The sequence below is a fragment of the Paenibacillus sp. 01L418 genome, from assembly GCF_056400045.1.
Map to the genome: position 1 here is coordinate 1 of NZ_JBFTSN010000052.1, position 18,277 is coordinate 18,277.

Here is an 18,277-nt window from a genome sequence, read left to right on the forward strand (position 1 = left end):
ACGTATACCGAGATGAGAAGCTTGCGGCTCGCATGGCTACAATGGAAGAAGAAATCCGGCATGCTATTGAATTGTACGGCATCGTGGAACATCCGAAGTACGGACGCATGTACGCATTCGAGACAGACGGCTTCGGCAATCACGTCCTGATGGATGACGCAGGTACGCCAAGTCTGATATCAGCGCCTTATATCGGCTTCGCGGATGCAAACGATCCTATCTATTTGAACACGCGAGCTTTCATTTTGAGCGAAGATAATCCTTACTATTACAAAGGTGAGAGCCTTAGCGGTATTGGCAGCCCTCATACACCGCCGGACTTCGTGTGGCATCTCGCTTATTCTATGCAAGGTTTGACCGCCGTGGATCCGGATGAAATCAGGGAAATGATCAATATCATGGAGGCCACGGATGCTGACACCGGCTTTATGCATGAAGGCTTCCACAAGGATGATCCTACCAACTTCACGAGGGATTGGTTTGCTTGGTCAAACAGTCAGTTTGCCCATTTGGTGTGGAAGGCTTTGCAACAAGGCATTATTTAGAGCGATAGACTGTTCATTTAAACATACAGCCCTGTTTATCAAATATATGACGGCGATTATTGAAGGAGGTATGATCCATGTTTAATAAATATCCTATAAATCCAGTCAGGCAGCCATTCTCGAAACAGCCAATTTCAAAAGGTTACGAGGCCTTAACGGAGCTATTAAAAGCGAGTTTGGACGAGAAGACGGACACCCCCCCGCTTATTATCGTGGACGGCACGCACGGCGCTGACTTTCAGTCATTCATTCGGCATGCTGCTTCCGCGATAGAGAAGCAAGGTTGGAGCTTGAACGTTCAAAGTACGGCAGGTTACTTGAAATCCGGCGAAACGCTGCGTGAGGAATTCGACCGCAACATTACGGAAAATAGAGCGTTCGGTTACGTAACAGAAGGTGAAATCGAGGCTTATTTCGTATTGGACGCAAGAGAAACGCTCGCGAACCGATTGAAAGAACAAAATGGGAGAACGGCGTTTATCGTGTTCGGGCCAGGCGCTTATTGGCTTGCGGGAGAGCGGAGCAGCACTGTCTTATTTCTGGATGTTTCTAGGGAATATCAGCAAATCCAGCATAAAAAGCAACTGCTCAATTTCGGAATGTCATGGAACCGCGATTCCGTCGAAAAGTATAAAATTAGTTATTTCGTGGAATGGCCGATACTGGAAACGTACCGTAAACGTATTTTCCAGAACATCGATCTCTACTTGGACATGAACAAGCCGGAAGAGCCTGTATTTTTGACCATCTCTGACCTTGAAGCGATGATTCGGAGCGTGGCCCAAAGTCCGCTTCGCGTCAAGCCGTTTTTCGCTCCTGGTATTTGGGGAGGACAATATTTGAAAGACATGGCTGACCTTCCTAAGGAGTGGGTGAACTGTGCATGGAGCTTCGAGCCAATCGCACCAGAGAATTCTATTCTGATTGGATATGGAGGCGACGTGATCGAAGTACCGTTCCTGATCGTCATGGCCCTTGAATATAAAGCCATCATGGGTGAACGTCCGGTGTCTTTGTTCGGCGATTATTTTCCGGTAAGGTTCGATTACCTTGATACGATGAACGGGGACAAACTATCTTGCCAAGTGCATCCGAAGCAGGACTATGTGCGTGAACATTTCAACGAGTTTATGACACAGCAGGAATCGTATTATATTATGGAACAGAAAAAGGATGCCAAGGTTTACCTCGGGCTTACGGAGGGAACGGAGAGAGAGAATTTCCAAAACGCCGTCTTGCAGGCACAGGAGACAGGCGTACCGATGGAATTCACTGAATATGTCAACGAATTCGATTCGAACAAAGGAGATTTGTTCCTCATTCCTCCGGGAACCGTTCATGCTTCAGGCATCGATAATCTTGTGCTTGAAGTATCATCTACGACTTGGTGGTTTACGTTCAAGCTATACGATTATTTGCGTAAGGACCTAGATGGCAAACCGCGTCCCATCAACGCGGATCACGGCTTCCGTAATATCGATTATGACAAAACGACATCATGGGTTAAGCAAAACCTCATCCCTGAGCCACAGCTGCTGCAGAGCCAAGGAGGCAACGAAGAGTATTTGCTCGGTCAACGAGACGATCTACTGTTTTACGTAAGGCGGATCCATCTGCAGACGGAATGGCTAGACCAGACAGACGGCGAGTTTGTCATGTACAATCTCGTGGAGGGAGATAGTGTACGCATCGTATCCATTGCGGATGAATCAATATTCGTTGATTTGAACTACGCGGAATCTTATATTCTACCTTCCGTATTCGGTGCATACAAAATCGTAAACCTGACGGAAACGCCATGCAAACTGATTAAAGCGGGAGTATCTCCGGAATGGAACGTGAGCCTGATTGAACGCTGATCTCATATTTGCTTTGGATGTGGGTGGAACCTATGTCAAGGGATGCGTTGTAGAACGCGGGGAAGTAATGGAAGGCACGATCTCTCATTATGCTGCAAATGCCAAGGGTTCGGAAGAAGTCATCATTGCCGGATTGGCAGCTATTCTATTAGACTTGCTTGAGCAATACAAGCAGTTTCCGCATTCATGCTCACCCGAAGCCATTGGCATCGGCATGTCCTTTCCTGGACCGTTTGATTATGAAAACGGCGTGAGCTGGATTCGTGAGCTGGATAAATTCGAATCGCTATATGGTGTAAACGTGAAAGAAAAGCTCATGCAAGCATTGCGTGCAAACGGCTTTGAGGAGAATACAGATTTCTTGGACATCCGGTTCCAGAATGATGGCAGATTGTTTGGTTTGGGAACCGGCAAGCTCTATCCAAATGAGCGAATACTGGCTATTACGCTTGGGACCGGCATTGGTTCAGCTTTTATTGAGTGCAGAACTCTTGTCACCGAAGGTGATCACGTACCGCAAGATGGCTATTTATATAACTTGCCTCATCAAGGCGTGGCTGCGGATGAATGCTTTTCACGGAGAGGTATTCTTCATTTATTCCGGGATGCCGGCTTTCTGCATGATGGCATGGATGTGAAGGATCTTGCAGAGCTTGCCCGGAAGGGCGAGAATCGCATGAGCGAGCTGTTCAGGGCATTCGGGGATGAATTGGGACAATTTCTACTGCCTTTTCTAATAGATTTTAAGGCTGACCGTCTCATGATTGGAGGCCAAATAGCCAAAAGCATGGATTTGTTCGGAGAAGGCCTTTTTCGAATTCTCTCGCCACTCGGTATTAAAGTCGAAGCCCTTGACAATGCGCTGCACCATACCTTTATCGGCGCTTCCTGTATGTTCGACGCAGAACCACATGGGACTTCATAATAGGACTCCTTACTAGTGGAGCCGTATATGGAGACCGTGATTGGAGAATGGAGCGGGAGCAATCGCTTATCGCTAAACCTTATTATAAATAATAAAACAATCTCGGTGGCTTTTATGTTAGCAACGACGATAGAATGAAATAGAGAGATACAAATGTATGTTATATTAAAAAGCGAAAGGTTTAGGATAGGACTCTCCACTCTAATCCAAACCTTATAGTGCTCATCAAAAGTATGGACCATCCTTCGGGATGGTTTTTTTTGAGAATGAATGGGATTTGTCAACACAAAGCTACATTATAATAGAAAAAAGCCAGGTTAGCGTGATGACTAAAACTATCTTTTAAGGAATAATCAGTTTATAAGGATCATTGATGGGGGTCAATATGAAAAAAATTGTACTTATTGGTTCTGGAGGTTCAGGCAAATCAACTTTGGCTAGCAAGCTGGGCAGAATATTATCGATTAAAGTTCATCATTTGGATTCAATTTTTTGGAAGCCGGGTTGGATTAGCACGCCTAAAAACGAGCAAAAAGTTGTTCAAGAGGAGCTCATAAGTCATGATAGTTGGATTATTGATGGTAATTATGGAGGCACTTTAGATATTAGGTTACAAGCGGCTGATACAATCATATTTGTTGATCTATCAAGATGGATCTGCATTGTTCGCGTGTTGAAGAGAAGGTTTCAGTACCGCAACAAGAAGAGAATGGATATGGCAGAAGGTTGCGAAGAAAGGGTTAGTTTGGAATTTTTGAAATGGGTCTGGGAATACCCAGACAAACAGAAGCCGAAGATAACAGAAAAACTGCGAAGGTTATCGAATGAAAAGAAAATAATCATTTTAAAGTCTCCGAAGGACGTGCGAGAATTTGTAGCAAAACTTGAATAAAACATTGATGAGCAGGCGCTGCGGTGGCCTGCTCATTTTATTAAGCTAATAGACAGTCATGCATAATTAGAATGGTATAATTAGTCTAGTAGATTCCAATATGTGGTATTATTATTTTGAAAGTGCTTTTATATACGATTATTGAATGGTGAATCCGTATTTGGTAACAATCGAGAGTTTATGTCAAACGGATAACTTTTTACTAGTTTCAAGGATAGGGGGAAAAACTAATGGCTTTTTTATTTGCTATATTGGCTTTTTTATTTATGTTGTTTTTCTTAAGTACATTCCGTGCTCTTATTAATAAAGAAAATAGTACTCAATTAACTATTATTACATCATTACTTTTTGGGGGGCTATTTTGGGTATGTCTTCTAATTTGGTCTTAATAGAGTTTTTGAACTAACGGGATTGAAGTTGATTCTACGTTTAAAGGAGAAATGAAACGTGACCAAACTAAATATGGATTTTTTATTGAAAGCGATTGAGCAGAAAGACAAGGAATTAAAGCAAGCAGAAAAGGATGCATTTTCCTTAGAAATCACTGATCCAAAATTCGAAGAGAAGTACAATAAACTTGAAAAAATAAGGCAGGAAGTAATGGATTTAAATTTACAGGTAAGCAATTTAAGTAGTTTAAGAATATAAAGATCAACGATTGCACAGACAACAAAAAGAGGAAAATAAAGCCTTGAATATTACACGAAAAGTCGGAATTCCTGCAATATATGTAAGTAAGGTGCGTAAGCGTTACAGACTTGTAGGAGGTAGGTTTCCATGATTACGGACTTAAAACGTGATATAATCGCTATTACTCTAATCGTGTTCATTATTGGCGGAATCGCCTTTAAAACCTATATGCCCGATGCATTCTCAAGCAAGCCCGCACCGACTTTATCACTTGAAGAGGCAAGCGAGCGCCTAGAGCGAATTATTTCGAATGACGGAACGTATATAACCCGCTTCGATAGCCACGCCCTAGAACCTGTGGTATATGAGGCGTTAGCACACACGGTAAATGATTACGGGGCTTCGAATGATATGTTATTTGTAGCAGAATTAGTGGAGAAATATAATGACGATGGGATCGTGGAAAATTTACGCGAAGCGTTAGTGATAGTAAACGATATAAAAGAGAGAAATTTATAAATAAGACCCAGCCACCTTATGCTGGGTCTTCGTTTTATTAGAGTATAGGCCACGGAATCTCACGTGAGTATTCGAGCCTAGAGGCGCAGTAAAACTATTTATTCCCTATCTACAGATGCATATAGGAATATAGTTAAAGAGAAAGATTATAACATGATTGACCACATGGAGGGCAACAACTCCATGTGGTTTTTTTGATTAAAGATATTTCAAACTTGACTCATCATGTTTTATTAGCAGTAAACGCAGCAATTATCACTTAGGATACTTTTCTGATAAGCCACAAGAGTCGAGAAAGTGCTATGAAATTGACGGAAAATGGATAGAGATAATTTTTCTAAGGCGATATGATAAGGGAGGACTTTATTTCAAGGGAGAAATGGCGATGAGTATGATTACGTTAAGGTTTTGGGCTGATCTACCGTAAGTTTCGGAGGCAGCACTTTTGTGGTGTGCCACATGAGCTGAATGTATAGAAGTTTGATTTGTAATGGCAGCAAGTTGGCTGAAATATAGATTTTCTGCCTAATCATCTAATGAAATGAAAATCATTCCAGAAAATACTAATAATCAGCGGGAAAAGAATTGTCTAGGACATATGGGACCATGGCTGGCCAAAGCTGAGTTTACCGAACTGGCTGAACACCTCGGTGGACAACAAACGCCGGTGTCTATCAAATTGCCTCCGATGACTTTGAATCCAACGGACGAGAGGGCAATCAAACTAATTGAAACAATGTTCAGCGATCTTTTGCCACATTTTATATCCGATTATGTCAATATTAATCTGGATGAGCCGTTTGGGCTTGGCAGCGGAACACCGTTTGAGCTGGATTACCAATATGACGAAATGCTGAAATGGATTGAGCAGCGAAAACTGGAGCTTGACGGGGTACAGCTTGAAATCGAGGATGCGGATACGGTCGTTGCTGAACTGGCAAATGCGATTCGTCTCATCGAGCAAGGTTCCGCTCTGCACCGGTTAATCTTCCAAATTGATCTGCCTGACATCGATTCAGAGAAATCGTGGATCAAGAAGCAGAAGGCAGAACTCCTTGTTATTATCAAGGAATTTGATCGACTGTGGCTGCTTCGCAACCGGAAAGGCGGACTTGCTGCAAGCAACAGCAAGCTGCATAAGCTGCTCGGTCAATACGACGAGCGGTTGCAAGAGCTGGAGGCGGGACTAGCGTAATAGTTATATCGATGCTGTTCAAAAAGTTGTAACGGCTATATTACGCCCCATTTGATAGGCCACTCCTATTAGAAGAAGACACTAACTTCACAAACCATGTGGAGATGGTGTCTTCTTTGTTTGGAATACGGAGCTTCGTACAGAGCCTTCCCTTTATCATAGGAGACGCTTTTTTGTGAGTTTAGGACAATCTGAAACTTCCACGTAAAGTAAGTCTCAGGGTACTGACTTATTTCCTTAACTCCATACTCGTTATTATTTTACTCCGAACCGTTCACAGGTACCCAGCCAGTCAGCAGGGCTCCACCTTCCGAATGGTTTTCTGCAGCAAGCTCGCCTCCGTGACGCCTAATAATCTTTTGTGCAATCGTCAATCCTAACCCGCTGCCTCCGGTTAACCGATTCCTAGATATTTCACCACGATATAATGGTTCAAACACTCGCTGCAGCTCTTCCAAAGAGAAACCAGAGCCTGTATCCTGGATTGTAAATTTCATGTTTCTGCCATCATGATCACATTGGACTACAATTTTTCCTCCGGGAGGGGTGTGCCTAACGGCATTATCCAAAAGATTATTTATGGCGCGTTCCAATAAATGCATGTCGCCGCTAATGATGCAATCGTCTGTTAAATGACTGGATATTGAGATGTGTTTTTGCTGAGCTAGAGGATTTAGACTATCAATCGACTTCCGAATGACTGTCGTGAGATCAAAAGTGTTGTTGCTTAGTTTTTCCTCCAAATACTCCATCTTTGTAAATGTGAATAGATCCTCAACCAGCCGATCCAACTGAGTTGATTTTTCCTTGCAAACAGCCAAATATTTTGCCGTTTTCTCAGGTGAATGAGCAATTCCTTGTTCCAGACCGTCCAAATAGCCTCTTAATGCAAACAACGGTGTTCGTAAATCATGTGCGACGGCTGCAATCACAAATCGACGTTCTTCCTCGAGCCTTACTTGCTTCTGATTAGATGTTTGAAGGCCATTCACCATTACTTCAAAACCATCACTTACTTCGGCGATTTCAGTGATTCGGGATATGGGTAATCGCACACCCCAATCTCCTGCATCAATTTGTCTCACTGCAAGACTCATCCTCTCTAGTGGCTTTAGTATGAACCTTCGCATTTCGATACCAATAATAAAGAATGCCAAAAACAATCCGACAATCATTGAAATGAATTGTACTGTATTTGTCTTCGGCACATAAAGGACGAACTTTCCAAGTAAATGACCGTCCTCTAAGAGAGTAAACCGCTCGGTGGTTGTCGAAAAAGCGCTGTGGGAGTTCATGTTGGACCGGAAAATTTCCTGATCTGACGATGATACTATAACCGCATTCATATTCGCTTTCCGTAATTGGGTTTGCAACTCTTTTTGCCAATTGGGTTCCGTCCATTTGTCTGTGTTCGATTCAATCAGGAGRGTCATTTCGGCTAAATGTTTTTGTAGAGTCTCGTTTTGTGAATCGCTTCTGTCCAAGCTGAGCGTATTTGTTTCCAAGAAATGGGCGGTAATATAAAAGATCCACGGCAGTGAAAGGAGAAGGAAGAAACAAAGTAAAGTAAACGTGCGAATGCGAATGGACCTCATTTTATCCTCCCTCGAAGCGATACCCAATTCCCCATACATTGATGAGGTACCGTGGATGGTTTGAATCGGGTTCAATTTTGTCACGAAGCCGGCTTAGATGAACCCGAATCGTATGCTTGTCGCCTACCCCTTCCCAAAACTTTTCAAGTAATTGTTCAAAGGAAAAAACATGCCTGGGATGTTCCATAAACAATCGCAGCAGCTCATATTCCTTAGGTGTGAGCACTACGTTTTGCCCTTCCACTAATACTTCTCTTGAGGACAAATTTATCTTGATGCGACCATAATCCAAAATTTTTTCATCCAAATGCTGCGGGGAAACGGAACGCCGCAATACAGCTTTTACCCTAGCAACAATCTCTCCTGGGGAAGCGCTTTTGACGATATAGTCATCGCCGCCGAGTGTCAGACCTCGAATCTTGTCCACATCATCGCTGCGGGCACTTAAGAAAAGGATTGGAACTTTGCTCTCCTTCCGAATACGACGGCATAACTCGAATCCGTCTTGCCCGGGCATCATGATGTCAAGAACGATGCAATGTACCGTGTTTTGTTGGAACAATGTCCATGCTTCAGTGGTGTCGTTAGCAGTTACCACTTGAAAATGATCATTTTCCAAAAAGTCACTCAATAGTTCAACGATACTTGGGTCATCGTCTACAACGAGTATCGTATTAAATAAGCTCATAAATATCCCACCTTCCAAACCAGTTTATCATTTTTTTTACCGAAACAATCGAATTCCAATGTTTTGTGATGGTTCATTTATAGTTTTGTGATTATTTCACAACCATGATTGAGATATTGTGCTGTTATGATTTTATTACGAACGATTTTTATTGAGATGAGGAGGAAGTATTTATGTTAAATGTTCAAATTGTGCTTTTTGAAGGCTTCGACCTTCTGGATGCCATAGCACCTTACGAGGTTTTTTGTGCTGCCGCGATGCTTGCAGACAAGGCATTACACGTAGAATTTGTCACTGCCGAAGGGCCGAGGTTCGTGACTAGCGGTATCAATGGGTTGAAAATTGAAGCAAGCGGCAGTCTAAACACGGCAACGCAGGGGATCATTCTCGTTCCAGGAGCATCCGGTGAGGTAGAAGGAGATGGCCCCGACTCGATTCCGGTTATTCTAAGCCGTGCTAAGAACACGGCATTAACAGGTTTGATGGAACAGGCTCTCATGCAAAAGGACATCGTAGTCGCAACGGTATGCGGAGGTTCGCTGATACTTGCGATGGGAGGATTGCTGGAAGGCAGACCAGCCGTAACGAACCATCTCGGTATGGATTTACTTGGAGCAACTGGAGCTGTTCCCGTCCCAGCACGCGTCGTGGATGATGGCAACTTGGTTACCGGCGGCGGCGTAACCTCCGGTATTGATGTAGCTCTTTACTTGGTGGAACGTGAGCTTGGACCGCGTATCGCGCATGCGGTAGAACAATTATTCGAATACGAACGAAGAGGGACAGTTTGGAGAGAAACAGGGAGGACGCCTGGCAGCCATAAAACAATGGAAAGTGAGGAGCCGAACGTAGCAGCAGACACAGTTGAGATGAAGAATGAAGTTTTTGACAATCACATGATACAGTCATCTATCTTCGAAGGGGATTGGGATACGACAATCGCTACGCCAGTCGGGAAAATGCAGGTCAAGCTCTCGATAACGACTAGAGGGGGTTTAATTCAAGGCATGGCAACTCAAGGGGACGAAACGGTAGAAATGATGAACCCTATGCTTGAGAATAATAAGCTTAACTGGTCGCTGCGAATAACAAAACCTATGCGCTTAAATCTAAAATTCGAGGTGTCCGCCAAAGGAGACAGCCTGACTGGAACGGCTAAAGCAGGAATTTTACCGGCATCCAAATTAACTGGCAATCGAATTTCCTTTTCCGGAATGATGTAGAGGTACAAACGATATGAGCCGCGGAGGGAGTAGTATTGGAACAAGAAACGAAACGAAACGAAAATTATTATTTGGCATATTATCCTGTGTTAGCATTCTATTTATTCTTTACGCTTTGGCGAAAAATTATATGATCGATCCCGGTGCAGAGGGCTTTCTTAGCCAAAAAATCGGGCTTAGGCGAACGCTTAATCTTCCAGTCTGGTTAAATGTGATGCATGTTCATGTTGCATTTGCCTGTTTAGCTATGGCGTCGGGGCTGCTCAACTTTTCTAGCTTTATTTTCGAGAAAAGCCGTAAGCTCCATCGCATAAACGGCTACGTATATATCGTGTCTGTTCTTATTGTGGTGCTGACTTCAGGATATTTGGCACCTTACTCCACCGGGGGGAAAACCAGCAGTATGGGGTTCAACATGCTAAATATAATATGGCCGATTATTACGATTACAGCGCTCGTACAAATTAGAAAGAAGCAAATGATCCGGCATCGGAACTGGATGATCCGAAGCTACGCGTTTTGTTTTACGAATATGTTGATTCATCTTGTCACTTTTCTTTTTGAACAGGTGTTTGGTTACGGTTACGCTGATAGCTATACCATAGGAATCTATATCACCCTTGGGTTGCTGCTGCTTATTCCAGAGGTCATTATCAGAACAATCAATAAATCCAAAGAGGATTTGAGAAATAAATAAAAAATGGATTGGGTTTAATCATACGTTTAAAAATGGAGTGTACCACCAATCCTGTTTGGGCTTTCACCTTGAAAAATATTAGAAATTAATGTTTCATCTAAGCGGAAATTAATTGCATGTTGTGAAAGCCCTTGTCTATGAACTTATAATCTCACAGTTAACGTTTCATTATGCGAATTCTGAAAAGCATTGTGGAAATCATATCAATTTGAAAGAAGAGAATGGTTTATAAAATTGTCCTCGTTCGATTATGTTAAATTAAGTTAACATTGCTTGTTTGTTGGATTGAAAATAGAAAAAATAAGCGATTCATAATTATAGAAATGTCTCTGTTTAAGATAAATTGATCAACCACCTCATTGTTGATGGCTGCTGGTTAGTATGGCTGTTTCCTTGTTAAACTAATGGGCAGTTTAGTGCAGCTTGTTACGTTAATTTTGACACCATACCGAACTTAAGACTATTCTTATGAGTACTTAAGATTCGCTGTATTTGGCAAAAGGCAGGCATCAAATCACAACCAATATTAATGAATATATAAAAATAGATAGAGGAGGTCCTTAAGGTTGAAGTCTCATAACGCTGATCGTATTAAAATACCGCCAGGATTTTGGATAGGATTACGTCAATTAGGAATTGCCCCTCATGACGTAGCTCGTAAAGCACGATTGCCGCTCACCATTATTACTGAATCAGTAGTTACCACCGCTCATTATTTTGCGATCTGGCAGGCTTATTCCGATCTCATTGGCGACACTGCAAAAGGAATTATCAAGCTTGCGACCATCTATGAAACAGCGCAATATCCACCGACCGTCTTAGCTACTTACTACGCTCGTGACTATCGTGACGCTTTAAACCGAATGGCTCGGTACAAACAAATGTGCCCACCCGAAAGCCTGCGTATTACTGAGGAAGGAGAGCATTGTACAATCGAACTGGAATGGCTGCATACGGAGCAATCAGGTCCGCCGCTTCTGGTGGGCATCACTTTGGCATTTCTGCTGGAGCTAGGGCGCCGGGGAACAGGTCAACAGCTGACAGCGCGGGTAGTCGAATTTTCACAATCAATGGGCGATGTACAAGCTCTTGAAGCTTATTTTGGCTGCCCAATCCGAATGGATGCAAAATATAACCGTTTGACGCTGCATCGAAGCGATCTGGATCGTCCTTTTGTCACGTACAACGAAGAGTTGCTGGAGATTCTGACTCCTGTTTTAGACCGATCGCTCAATGAACAGCAAAGCAGCCGCTCTATAACTGAAATGGTCAAATGGATTCTAAAACGCAGCCTTACAGGTGGGCGCCCCGATATTCAGGTTGTCGCGAAGGAACTTGGTATGAGCGATCGTACCTTGCAGCGACGGCTTACCGACGAAAATACGAGTTTCAAGCATGTTTTAACAAAAGCTAGACATGAGCAGGCACTAGAGTACTTGGCAAATCCCTCGCTTGATATTAAGGAAGTCGCTTTTTTGATTGGATATGAAGACCAAAATTCATTCTACCGTGCCTTCCGACTTTGGGAAGGTGAGACTCCTACAAATTGGCGTACGGAACATTTAGGTACAAACCCGTTAGCAGAATGACGGCTAGGATTGCCGATTATATAAAATTCCCAACCATTTAAATAAATAGAGAGCTAGTATTTATTGCGTTTTTTTATTTGGCGTGTTAAACGAGTACATTGGCGCGAGATGCTAGTTACTATCCCATTCAGACAAGGTAATATTATCACTATCCTCATTACAAGACTGTTTTAATCATGACTGTTAATCAGCTTGTCGTGAATGAATAAGTAAATGAAAAGGGAGAAATTTAATATGGATATGGGATTAAAAAATAAAACAGCTTTAGTTACGGGATCAACGAAGGGTATAGGTAAAGCAATTGCTATTGAACTTGCTAAAGAAGGTGTCCATGTACTCATTAATGGTCGAAATTACGAAGAGGTGGAACGAACTGTAAATGAAATCAAATCAGATTTCCCGGCTACCTCACCTCAAAATGCTACAGCCGATATTGTGGATATTGCGCAAAGAGAAGCTTTATTCGAAAAATACCCCAATATTGATATATTAGTAAATAGTATGGGCATCTATGAAATGATGAAATATGAAGACGTTGACGATGAGATTTGGGAAAAATACTTCCGTACGAACGTACTTGCGGCAAATGGATTATCTAAATTTTATTTACCTAAAATGCTGAAAAATGATTATGGCCGCATTATCTTTATTGCGAGTGAAGAAGCAATTATGCCTTCAGGACAAATGCCTCAGTATTGTATGACAAAATCAATGCTATTATCATTGTCCAAAAGCTTATCCAAATTAACAGTTGGAACAGAAGTTACAGTGAATACGATCCTGCCAGGACCAACACTCTCTGAAAATGTGCATCAAATCATTGAGGGCATATACTCAAATGAAGATATGACTTTTTCAGAAAAAGAGAAAAATTTTATGACTACAAACCTGCCTCAATCTGAAATACAACGATTTATCAAGCCTATTGAAATAGGTAGACTAGCTGCATTTTTATGCAGTCCTTATGCATCCGCATTTAAAGGCTCTCCAATCCGTATGGATGGGGGAATGGTACCGACTATTTTTTAATAGGTTTACGATTTGAATGATTGATTCTCATTTCATTTGGAATTGATGTAATAAAACGTTAGAATTATTTTGAGAAGATATGGTAAGTACTCTTTCTTCAGAAGATTCATAGAATTGAGAGGAGAATGGGAAATGGATCTATCTATTAGTAAACGGCATGCCTCGCTACGAGAGGCTGAAAGCAAGGCGGAACAACTATTCAAGGCGATCGAAGATCAAGGAATTATTCGTCCTGATGTGACTGAAAAGCAAATAAATCGTGAAATCTATCAATTGGCATTCGAGATGTTTGGTATTAAGAAATACTGGCATAAACGAATCGTGCGAGCTGGAAAAAACACGTTGTTCCCATATAGAGAAAACCCGCCTGATCTGATTGTTTCCAAAGATGATATTATATTTCTGGATTTCGGTCCAATTTTTGAAGATTGGGAAGCTGATTTCGGAAGAACCTTCGTCCTAGGAGATGATCCAGCAAAAATAAAACTGAAAAATGATATTGTGGAGGCCTGGGATGAAGGGAAGGCCTATTTTCAGTCTCAATCTGCGATTACAGGTAGTGAACTTTATACCTATGTGAGTCATTTAGCTTTAAAATACGGATGGGAGTTTGGAGGTCCGCATGCGGGTCACCTTATTGGTGAATTCCCTCATGAAGTAATACAGGGAGAATCCGTTGAAAACTATATTCATCCTGATAATCATATTCCAATGAGAGATCCGGATTCGAATGGTAATCCTCGCGATTGGATTTTGGAAATTCATTTTGTGGACAGGAAGCTGGAAATTGGCGGTTTTATAGAGCAATTATTAACCGTTGATTAACTGTAGGTATGGAAAATATAGTTAAACTACAGAGTAACTACAAAAGGCTGCCGAGCTTATCGGCAGCCTTTGTTGGTAACTTGGTGAATTTTCTTTTCAAGGATTTATTTAGAAATCAGCTATAATCTTAAATCTTAAGATGTGTAGGTTCTTCCAAGGCCAAGCTGTGTAAGCAACTGCCTATAGGCAATTGAAGTACGATCAGCTGGAATATGGGCTTCGGCCATCAAATCGAGGGGTAAATCTTCTGGTGTTTGGGATTCAACCATTTCTCGATCTTCCTGAAAAACTTGCAAATTAAATTTAATCGTATCTTCAATCGGAAGCTCTTTATCAAAATTCCGTGAGATTGGACAAAATAAACGAGTGTAACGTGCTGAGACTGGAGATGCGCAGTTCAAAATCATGAGCTTTCCGTCATTTGGGAAATGTACAGTTAGTGAGGCCGCGAAAGGTGCAAATACACGAAACGCGCGAAGCCACATGAATCCTTCAGGAGCGGGATTTTCCTGGCCTTTACCGTAATTGCTGACGGTGCTCCAATAGTCCGCCTGAAGCTGATTCCCGTCGCGCGTTACTTTGTATTGTGGAACTTCTGTGTTATTGCGGTCTCCGAACGTCTCCGTATGCACGTATGCAAAATGAGAAACATCTAAAAAACCTTCCATTTGGCGTCCTGCCGAACCAGCAATATCAAAGCTAGGAGGTAATATATTAATAAAATCCGGATCGTCCCACCCAGAGAACGGCGGAATTTGTTCGTCTACAGCGGCTAAAGATGTCCAGATCAGCCCATACCTTTCAATAACCGGATACATGATTAATTTTAGTTTGGGCGATATTTTGGAGTCAGAATGGGCTGGAACGGCAGTGCATACCCCATCGCAGTTATATCGAAACCCATGGTAAGGACATACGATTTCATCGTTTTCAATCCAACCCTTGCTCAGAGGTGCTCCACGGTGAAAGCAGAGATCACGAGCAATCACGACTTTGCCGTAGCTGCTGCGGTAACAAACGAGCTTTACATCAAGCAGCTTCACAGCAACTGGTTTATTTGTTACTTCTTCAGCAATGGCCACAGGATACCAGAACTGAGAAAGAACATTCCAATCATTTAGTGTAAATGTACAATCACGAGGGTATTGCAATGCGGATTCAACATGCGAGTTTGGCTTATTCATACACAATCGCTCCTTTAGAATGAATGATTAGGCTGAACGCAATAAAACCCCAGGCTTAAGAGGCGCGTAGTGAAATAGATCTAATTTTTCTGAAATGAAAAAATTAGAGTATCTTCACTAACGGCCTCTTGTAGCCTGGGGCAATTTACGGTTGCCTGGTCGAGACGCTCACACCAATTTATGAGCTTATACAAGAGAAGTTCATGTTAGATTACTTAACATGAACTATGTGTTTATTCTATTCTGGAAGAAGCTTTTTGTCAATTCTGTTATTTAAGGAGTTATTCTAAGCAGAGCCATTCCAGTTTATGTTCAGCCAAAAAAGGTCGCCAGCATATTTATTTCAATAGCTATCTTGCATTCCTAGTCCTTTAATAGCAATATATTATTAATTGGATTGAGAATAAGATTAAGCTGAAAGAAAGCACGATTTGTTTAAAAAAATGCTGTTAAACGGAGGAAAAACATAGTGAAAGCAGACCCTCTACAGCAATATTTTTTGATGAGTTTTAGATTCGATAAATCAACACCTAAAGAGTTTGGATTAAAAAGGAGTGCTGAAAACGGCTTCTATATTTGTCCAAAGGATAATTCTTTATGGGTTCAACGAGATCTATATGATTTCGGTTGGGGAAATGAGACGGGGTTTGTTAGATTGCCTGAATGCGACTTTGAACAGCTATGGCATTTAATGATGGAATCAGGCATTCAAGAAAATAGGTATGGTTCAGCAGCGGAAATATTAAGGCAATATGCTGACGAATTACTCTCAAAAATTTATCCCATTATAAGTGATCCACTTTATAGTAATGACTATTCATTGAATGACGCATTAAAAATATTAGAATTAAATAGACCCTACAATAGAAGCAGTATACTTGGGAAATCACAAGAACAAATAAAGGAAGACTATAAAAAGTGGCTCTATATTAGTAAAAAAATAAACCTGTAAAGCGGCGTCATGAAAGCTTAATTGCGCATTGCTTTTGGGACATGAGTTTATTATGGACATGATGCTACATTGTCTATGGGTTGATTATCCCGTCAACTCGCCATATGCTTATCTTACATTCATGTTAGGAGGGATCATTATGGAATTATTAATTATGTCATTTAATCTTCGTATCCATGTTGCGGAGGATGGGGAAAATGCTTGGCCTAACCGTGTCGAAGCGGCTGCAGAAGCGATTAAAGCGTCTGGAGCTGCCGTTGTATGCACGCAAGAAGGAAGCTTGCCCATGCTGGAGAGCTTGAATGCGCTGCTTCCCGAATATGAATGGATCGGGGAGGGCAGACTCGGCGGCGAAGAGGGGGAGTTTTGCGCGATTTTCTTCCAGAAAGATAGGCTGAAGCCAGTCGAAAGCGGCACATTCGGATTGTCTGAACGGCCGGAGCAGCTTGGCTTTCAAAGCTGGAACACCGCTTGTCCACGCATTTGCACTTGGGTGAGGCTGGGGCAAATCGACGGGCAGGAATATCTGATTCTGAATACACATCTGGATCACATAAGTGAGGAAGCAAGAATAAATGGAGCTATGCTCATCTTGGATAAGATGAATATTACCAGTGGAGCATCGGCGATTCTAACAGGTGATTTCAATTGTGAACCGGAAACCAAAACGATTCAAACTCTGATCCAAGCAGGGCTGCGTCATACATACACCAATCCTGATGTACATCCCGGCTGCACTTATCATGGTTTTGAGGGCGGCGAAGAAGGTGAGCCGATCGATTATATATTCGTTACGCCGAATATTCGGATCGTGTCAGCGAATGTCGACAAGGGCAAGTACGATGGCAAATACCCATCAGATCATTATCCAATTATTGCTACTCTGCAGGTATAGCATACGAACAATAAAAGAGTGGATGGACAGGAAACTGCCAAAATCCATTCTTTTTTTATATCGCTCGCTAGGAAATCATCAGTTGAAATAGAAGACTGGTCTAATTTGATAGGTGGTGTTACATTTGCTAACAGACAAATTATTCTAGGGTTCTTATTAAACGCCTCGGTAAGCTTGAGAAAAATCAGTTGAGAAAAAGATGGAAATCTTGTAGTGTAAATAATACCATTTATCCAGCTACCCGATGATGAGTGGTTATTCAAAACTAATATCGATACCAGCGCATAGGAGGTGAAGTGGAACACGATGGATCTCCAATATGATCCGACTGTATGGCAAATTAGTTTATTTGAGATGACGCTAAGACTATTATTGGCTTTAGTACTTGGCGGTTTGATTGGTCTAGAACGTGAGCTTGGCGGACATTCCGCGGGTTTCCGGACGCACATTTTGGTTTGTCTTGGTTCGGCTGTCATTGTACTGTTATCCATGTATGGATTTTCTGATTTCGCCGCAGAACCGAATGTTCGTTTAGATCCAGCTCGGTTGGCAGCGCAAGTAATCAGTGGCGTCGGTTTTCTCGGTGCGGGTACCATTATGCGAAATGGGTTTGGTGTTTCCGGATTGACTACGGCAGCCTCATTGTGGGTATCGGCAGCAATTGGACTTTCTGCTGGTGCAGGATTTTACTACGGCGCTGTCATAGCGACCTTCTTGGTGGTGGTGAGTTTGTTTTTATTGAACAAGGTTGAGAAACTTTTCTCCCGAACGAAAAAAGTACGCGAGTTGTTAATAAAAATGGATAAAACATCAGCTGGTCTTAATCTTGTTTTGATGCATTTGAATCAAAGCGGACTGCAAATCAGCAAGCTCACGATAAACAACGACGAAGAGGAGGAGCGGCTAAGTGATCGGCATTTAACGATTCGCATTCAGTTGAAATTAAAGAAAATAAAAAACTATGAGGTATCTATCGCAGCGTTAGCTCATATGGATGGGGTACTAAGCTTGGAAACGGAAGGCGTCTCCGCCTAA

The 18,277-nt window shown here is 42.1% G+C and carries 18 protein-coding genes and 1 riboswitch; of the genes, 15 read left to right on the forward strand and 3 right to left on the reverse strand.

The window, feature by feature from the left end; genetic code table 11:
• The 7 genes from AC1DSE_RS09955 to AC1DSE_RS09985 all read left to right on the forward strand — a co-directional run.
• A partial coding sequence (locus AC1DSE_RS09955) for a glycoside hydrolase family 125 protein (protein WP_477527639.1) occupies positions 1-545 on the forward strand: 545 nt, incomplete at its 5' end.
• A gap of 77 nt (positions 546-622) precedes the next feature.
• Positions 623-2,404, forward strand: coding sequence for a class I mannose-6-phosphate isomerase (locus AC1DSE_RS09960; protein WP_441874924.1), 1,782 nt, complete (start codon positions 623-625; stop codon positions 2,402-2,404).
• A complete protein-coding gene (locus AC1DSE_RS09965; RefSeq protein WP_477509751.1) occupies positions 2,394-3,329 on the forward strand; it encodes an ROK family protein in 936 nt (311 codons plus the stop codon). Before AC1DSE_RS09960 ends, AC1DSE_RS09965 begins: the two co-directional genes overlap by 11 nt.
• A gap of 385 nt (positions 3,330-3,714) precedes the next feature.
• Entirely contained in the window at positions 3,715-4,221 is a 507-nt protein-coding gene (locus AC1DSE_RS09970) for a DNA topology modulation protein (RefSeq protein WP_477509750.1), read from the forward strand.
• Between the two features lie 447 nt (positions 4,222-4,668).
• Positions 4,669-4,869: a hypothetical protein gene (locus AC1DSE_RS09975; RefSeq protein ID WP_477509749.1), complete on the forward strand. Its 201-nt coding sequence runs from the start codon at positions 4,669-4,671 to the stop codon at positions 4,867-4,869.
• A gap of 129 nt (positions 4,870-4,998) precedes the next feature.
• Positions 4,999-5,370 carry a hypothetical protein gene (locus AC1DSE_RS09980; RefSeq protein WP_477509748.1) on the forward strand — a complete coding sequence of 124 codons (372 nt, stop codon included), beginning with the start codon at positions 4,999-5,001 and terminating at the stop codon, positions 5,368-5,370.
• Positions 5,371-5,968: 598 nt separating this feature from the next.
• Positions 5,969-6,565 (forward strand): hypothetical protein, encoded by a 597-nt coding sequence (locus AC1DSE_RS09985; protein WP_477509747.1) that lies wholly within the window; start codon positions 5,969-5,971, stop codon positions 6,563-6,565.
• Positions 6,566-6,825: 260 nt separating this feature from the next.
• Here AC1DSE_RS09985 and AC1DSE_RS09990 read toward each other — a convergent pair whose 3' ends face one another.
• Complete coding sequence (locus AC1DSE_RS09990) at positions 6,826-8,160, reverse strand: sensor histidine kinase (protein WP_477509746.1); 1,335 nt, start codon at positions 8,158-8,160, stop codon at positions 6,826-6,828.
• A gap of 1 nt (position 8,161) precedes the next feature.
• Positions 8,162-8,848: a response regulator transcription factor gene (locus tag AC1DSE_RS09995; protein WP_477509745.1), complete on the reverse strand. Its 687-nt coding sequence runs from the start codon at positions 8,846-8,848 to the stop codon at positions 8,162-8,164.
• Between the two features lie 173 nt (positions 8,849-9,021).
• Between AC1DSE_RS09995 and AC1DSE_RS10000 the strand changes: the two genes are divergently transcribed.
• From AC1DSE_RS10000 to AC1DSE_RS10020, 5 genes are all read left to right on the forward strand, one after another.
• Entirely contained in the window at positions 9,022-10,071 is a 1,050-nt protein-coding gene (locus AC1DSE_RS10000; protein WP_477509744.1) for a DJ-1/PfpI family protein, read from the forward strand.
• A gap of 13 nt (positions 10,072-10,084) precedes the next feature.
• Positions 10,085-10,768, forward strand: coding sequence for a DUF2306 domain-containing protein (locus tag AC1DSE_RS10005; protein WP_477509743.1), 684 nt, complete (start codon positions 10,085-10,087; stop codon positions 10,766-10,768).
• A gap of 566 nt (positions 10,769-11,334) precedes the next feature.
• Positions 11,335-12,357, forward strand: coding sequence for a helix-turn-helix transcriptional regulator (locus tag AC1DSE_RS10010; protein ID WP_477509742.1), 1,023 nt, complete (start codon positions 11,335-11,337; stop codon positions 12,355-12,357).
• 234 nt (positions 12,358-12,591) lie between these two features.
• On the forward strand, positions 12,592-13,386 hold the full coding sequence (locus AC1DSE_RS10015; protein WP_477509741.1) for an SDR family NAD(P)-dependent oxidoreductase: 795 nt from the start codon (positions 12,592-12,594) through the stop codon (positions 13,384-13,386).
• A gap of 132 nt (positions 13,387-13,518) precedes the next feature.
• Positions 13,519-14,211, forward strand: coding sequence for a M24 family metallopeptidase (locus AC1DSE_RS10020; protein ID WP_477509740.1), 693 nt, complete (start codon positions 13,519-13,521; stop codon positions 14,209-14,211).
• Positions 14,212-14,345: 134 nt separating this feature from the next.
• On the opposite strand, the gene AC1DSE_RS10025 is transcribed toward AC1DSE_RS10020, so the two are convergent.
• Entirely contained in the window at positions 14,346-15,395 is a 1,050-nt protein-coding gene (locus AC1DSE_RS10025) for a Rieske 2Fe-2S domain-containing protein (RefSeq protein ID WP_477509739.1), read from the reverse strand.
• 111 nt (positions 15,396-15,506) lie between these two features.
• A riboswitch (purine riboswitch) is annotated at positions 15,507-15,609 on the reverse strand.
• A gap of 255 nt (positions 15,610-15,864) precedes the next feature.
• Here AC1DSE_RS10025 and AC1DSE_RS10030 point away from each other — a divergent pair.
• The 3 genes from AC1DSE_RS10030 to AC1DSE_RS10040 all read left to right on the forward strand — a co-directional run bounded on the left by AC1DSE_RS10030 (position 15,865) and on the right by AC1DSE_RS10040 (position 18,277).
• Entirely contained in the window at positions 15,865-16,347 is a 483-nt protein-coding gene (locus AC1DSE_RS10030) for a hypothetical protein (RefSeq protein ID WP_477509738.1), read from the forward strand.
• A gap of 139 nt (positions 16,348-16,486) precedes the next feature.
• Entirely contained in the window at positions 16,487-17,242 is a 756-nt protein-coding gene (locus tag AC1DSE_RS10035; protein ID WP_477509737.1) for an endonuclease/exonuclease/phosphatase family protein, read from the forward strand.
• 306 nt (positions 17,243-17,548) lie between these two features.
• Positions 17,549-18,277, forward strand: coding sequence for an MgtC/SapB family protein (locus tag AC1DSE_RS10040; protein WP_441874948.1), 729 nt, complete (start codon positions 17,549-17,551; stop codon positions 18,275-18,277).

Coding starts and splice junctions, on each gene's coding strand:
- AC1DSE_RS10020 (WP_477509740.1), top strand. CDS start 13,519: ATGGATCTATCTATTAGTAAACGGCATGCCTCGCTACGAGAGGCTGAA.
- AC1DSE_RS10025 (WP_477509739.1), bottom strand. CDS start 15,395: ATGAATAAGCCAAACTCGCATGTTGAATCCGCATTGCAATACCCTCGT.
- AC1DSE_RS10035 (WP_477509737.1), top strand. CDS start 16,487: ATGGAATTATTAATTATGTCATTTAATCTTCGTATCCATGTTGCGGAG.
- AC1DSE_RS09980 (WP_477509748.1), top strand. CDS start 4,999: ATGATTACGGACTTAAAACGTGATATAATCGCTATTACTCTAATCGTG.
- AC1DSE_RS09985 (WP_477509747.1), top strand. CDS start 5,969: ATGGGACCATGGCTGGCCAAAGCTGAGTTTACCGAACTGGCTGAACAC.
- AC1DSE_RS09960 (WP_441874924.1), top strand. CDS start 623: ATGTTTAATAAATATCCTATAAATCCAGTCAGGCAGCCATTCTCGAAA.
- AC1DSE_RS10000 (WP_477509744.1), top strand. CDS start 9,022: ATGTTAAATGTTCAAATTGTGCTTTTTGAAGGCTTCGACCTTCTGGAT.
- AC1DSE_RS10040 (WP_441874948.1), top strand. CDS start 17,549: ATGGATCTCCAATATGATCCGACTGTATGGCAAATTAGTTTATTTGAG.
- AC1DSE_RS10005 (WP_477509743.1), top strand. CDS start 10,085: ATGAGCCGCGGAGGGAGTAGTATTGGAACAAGAAACGAAACGAAACGA.
- AC1DSE_RS10015 (WP_477509741.1), top strand. CDS start 12,592: ATGGATATGGGATTAAAAAATAAAACAGCTTTAGTTACGGGATCAACG.
- AC1DSE_RS09995 (WP_477509745.1), bottom strand. CDS start 8,848: ATGAGCTTATTTAATACGATACTCGTTGTAGACGATGACCCAAGTATC.
- AC1DSE_RS09970 (WP_477509750.1), top strand. CDS start 3,715: ATGAAAAAAATTGTACTTATTGGTTCTGGAGGTTCAGGCAAATCAACT.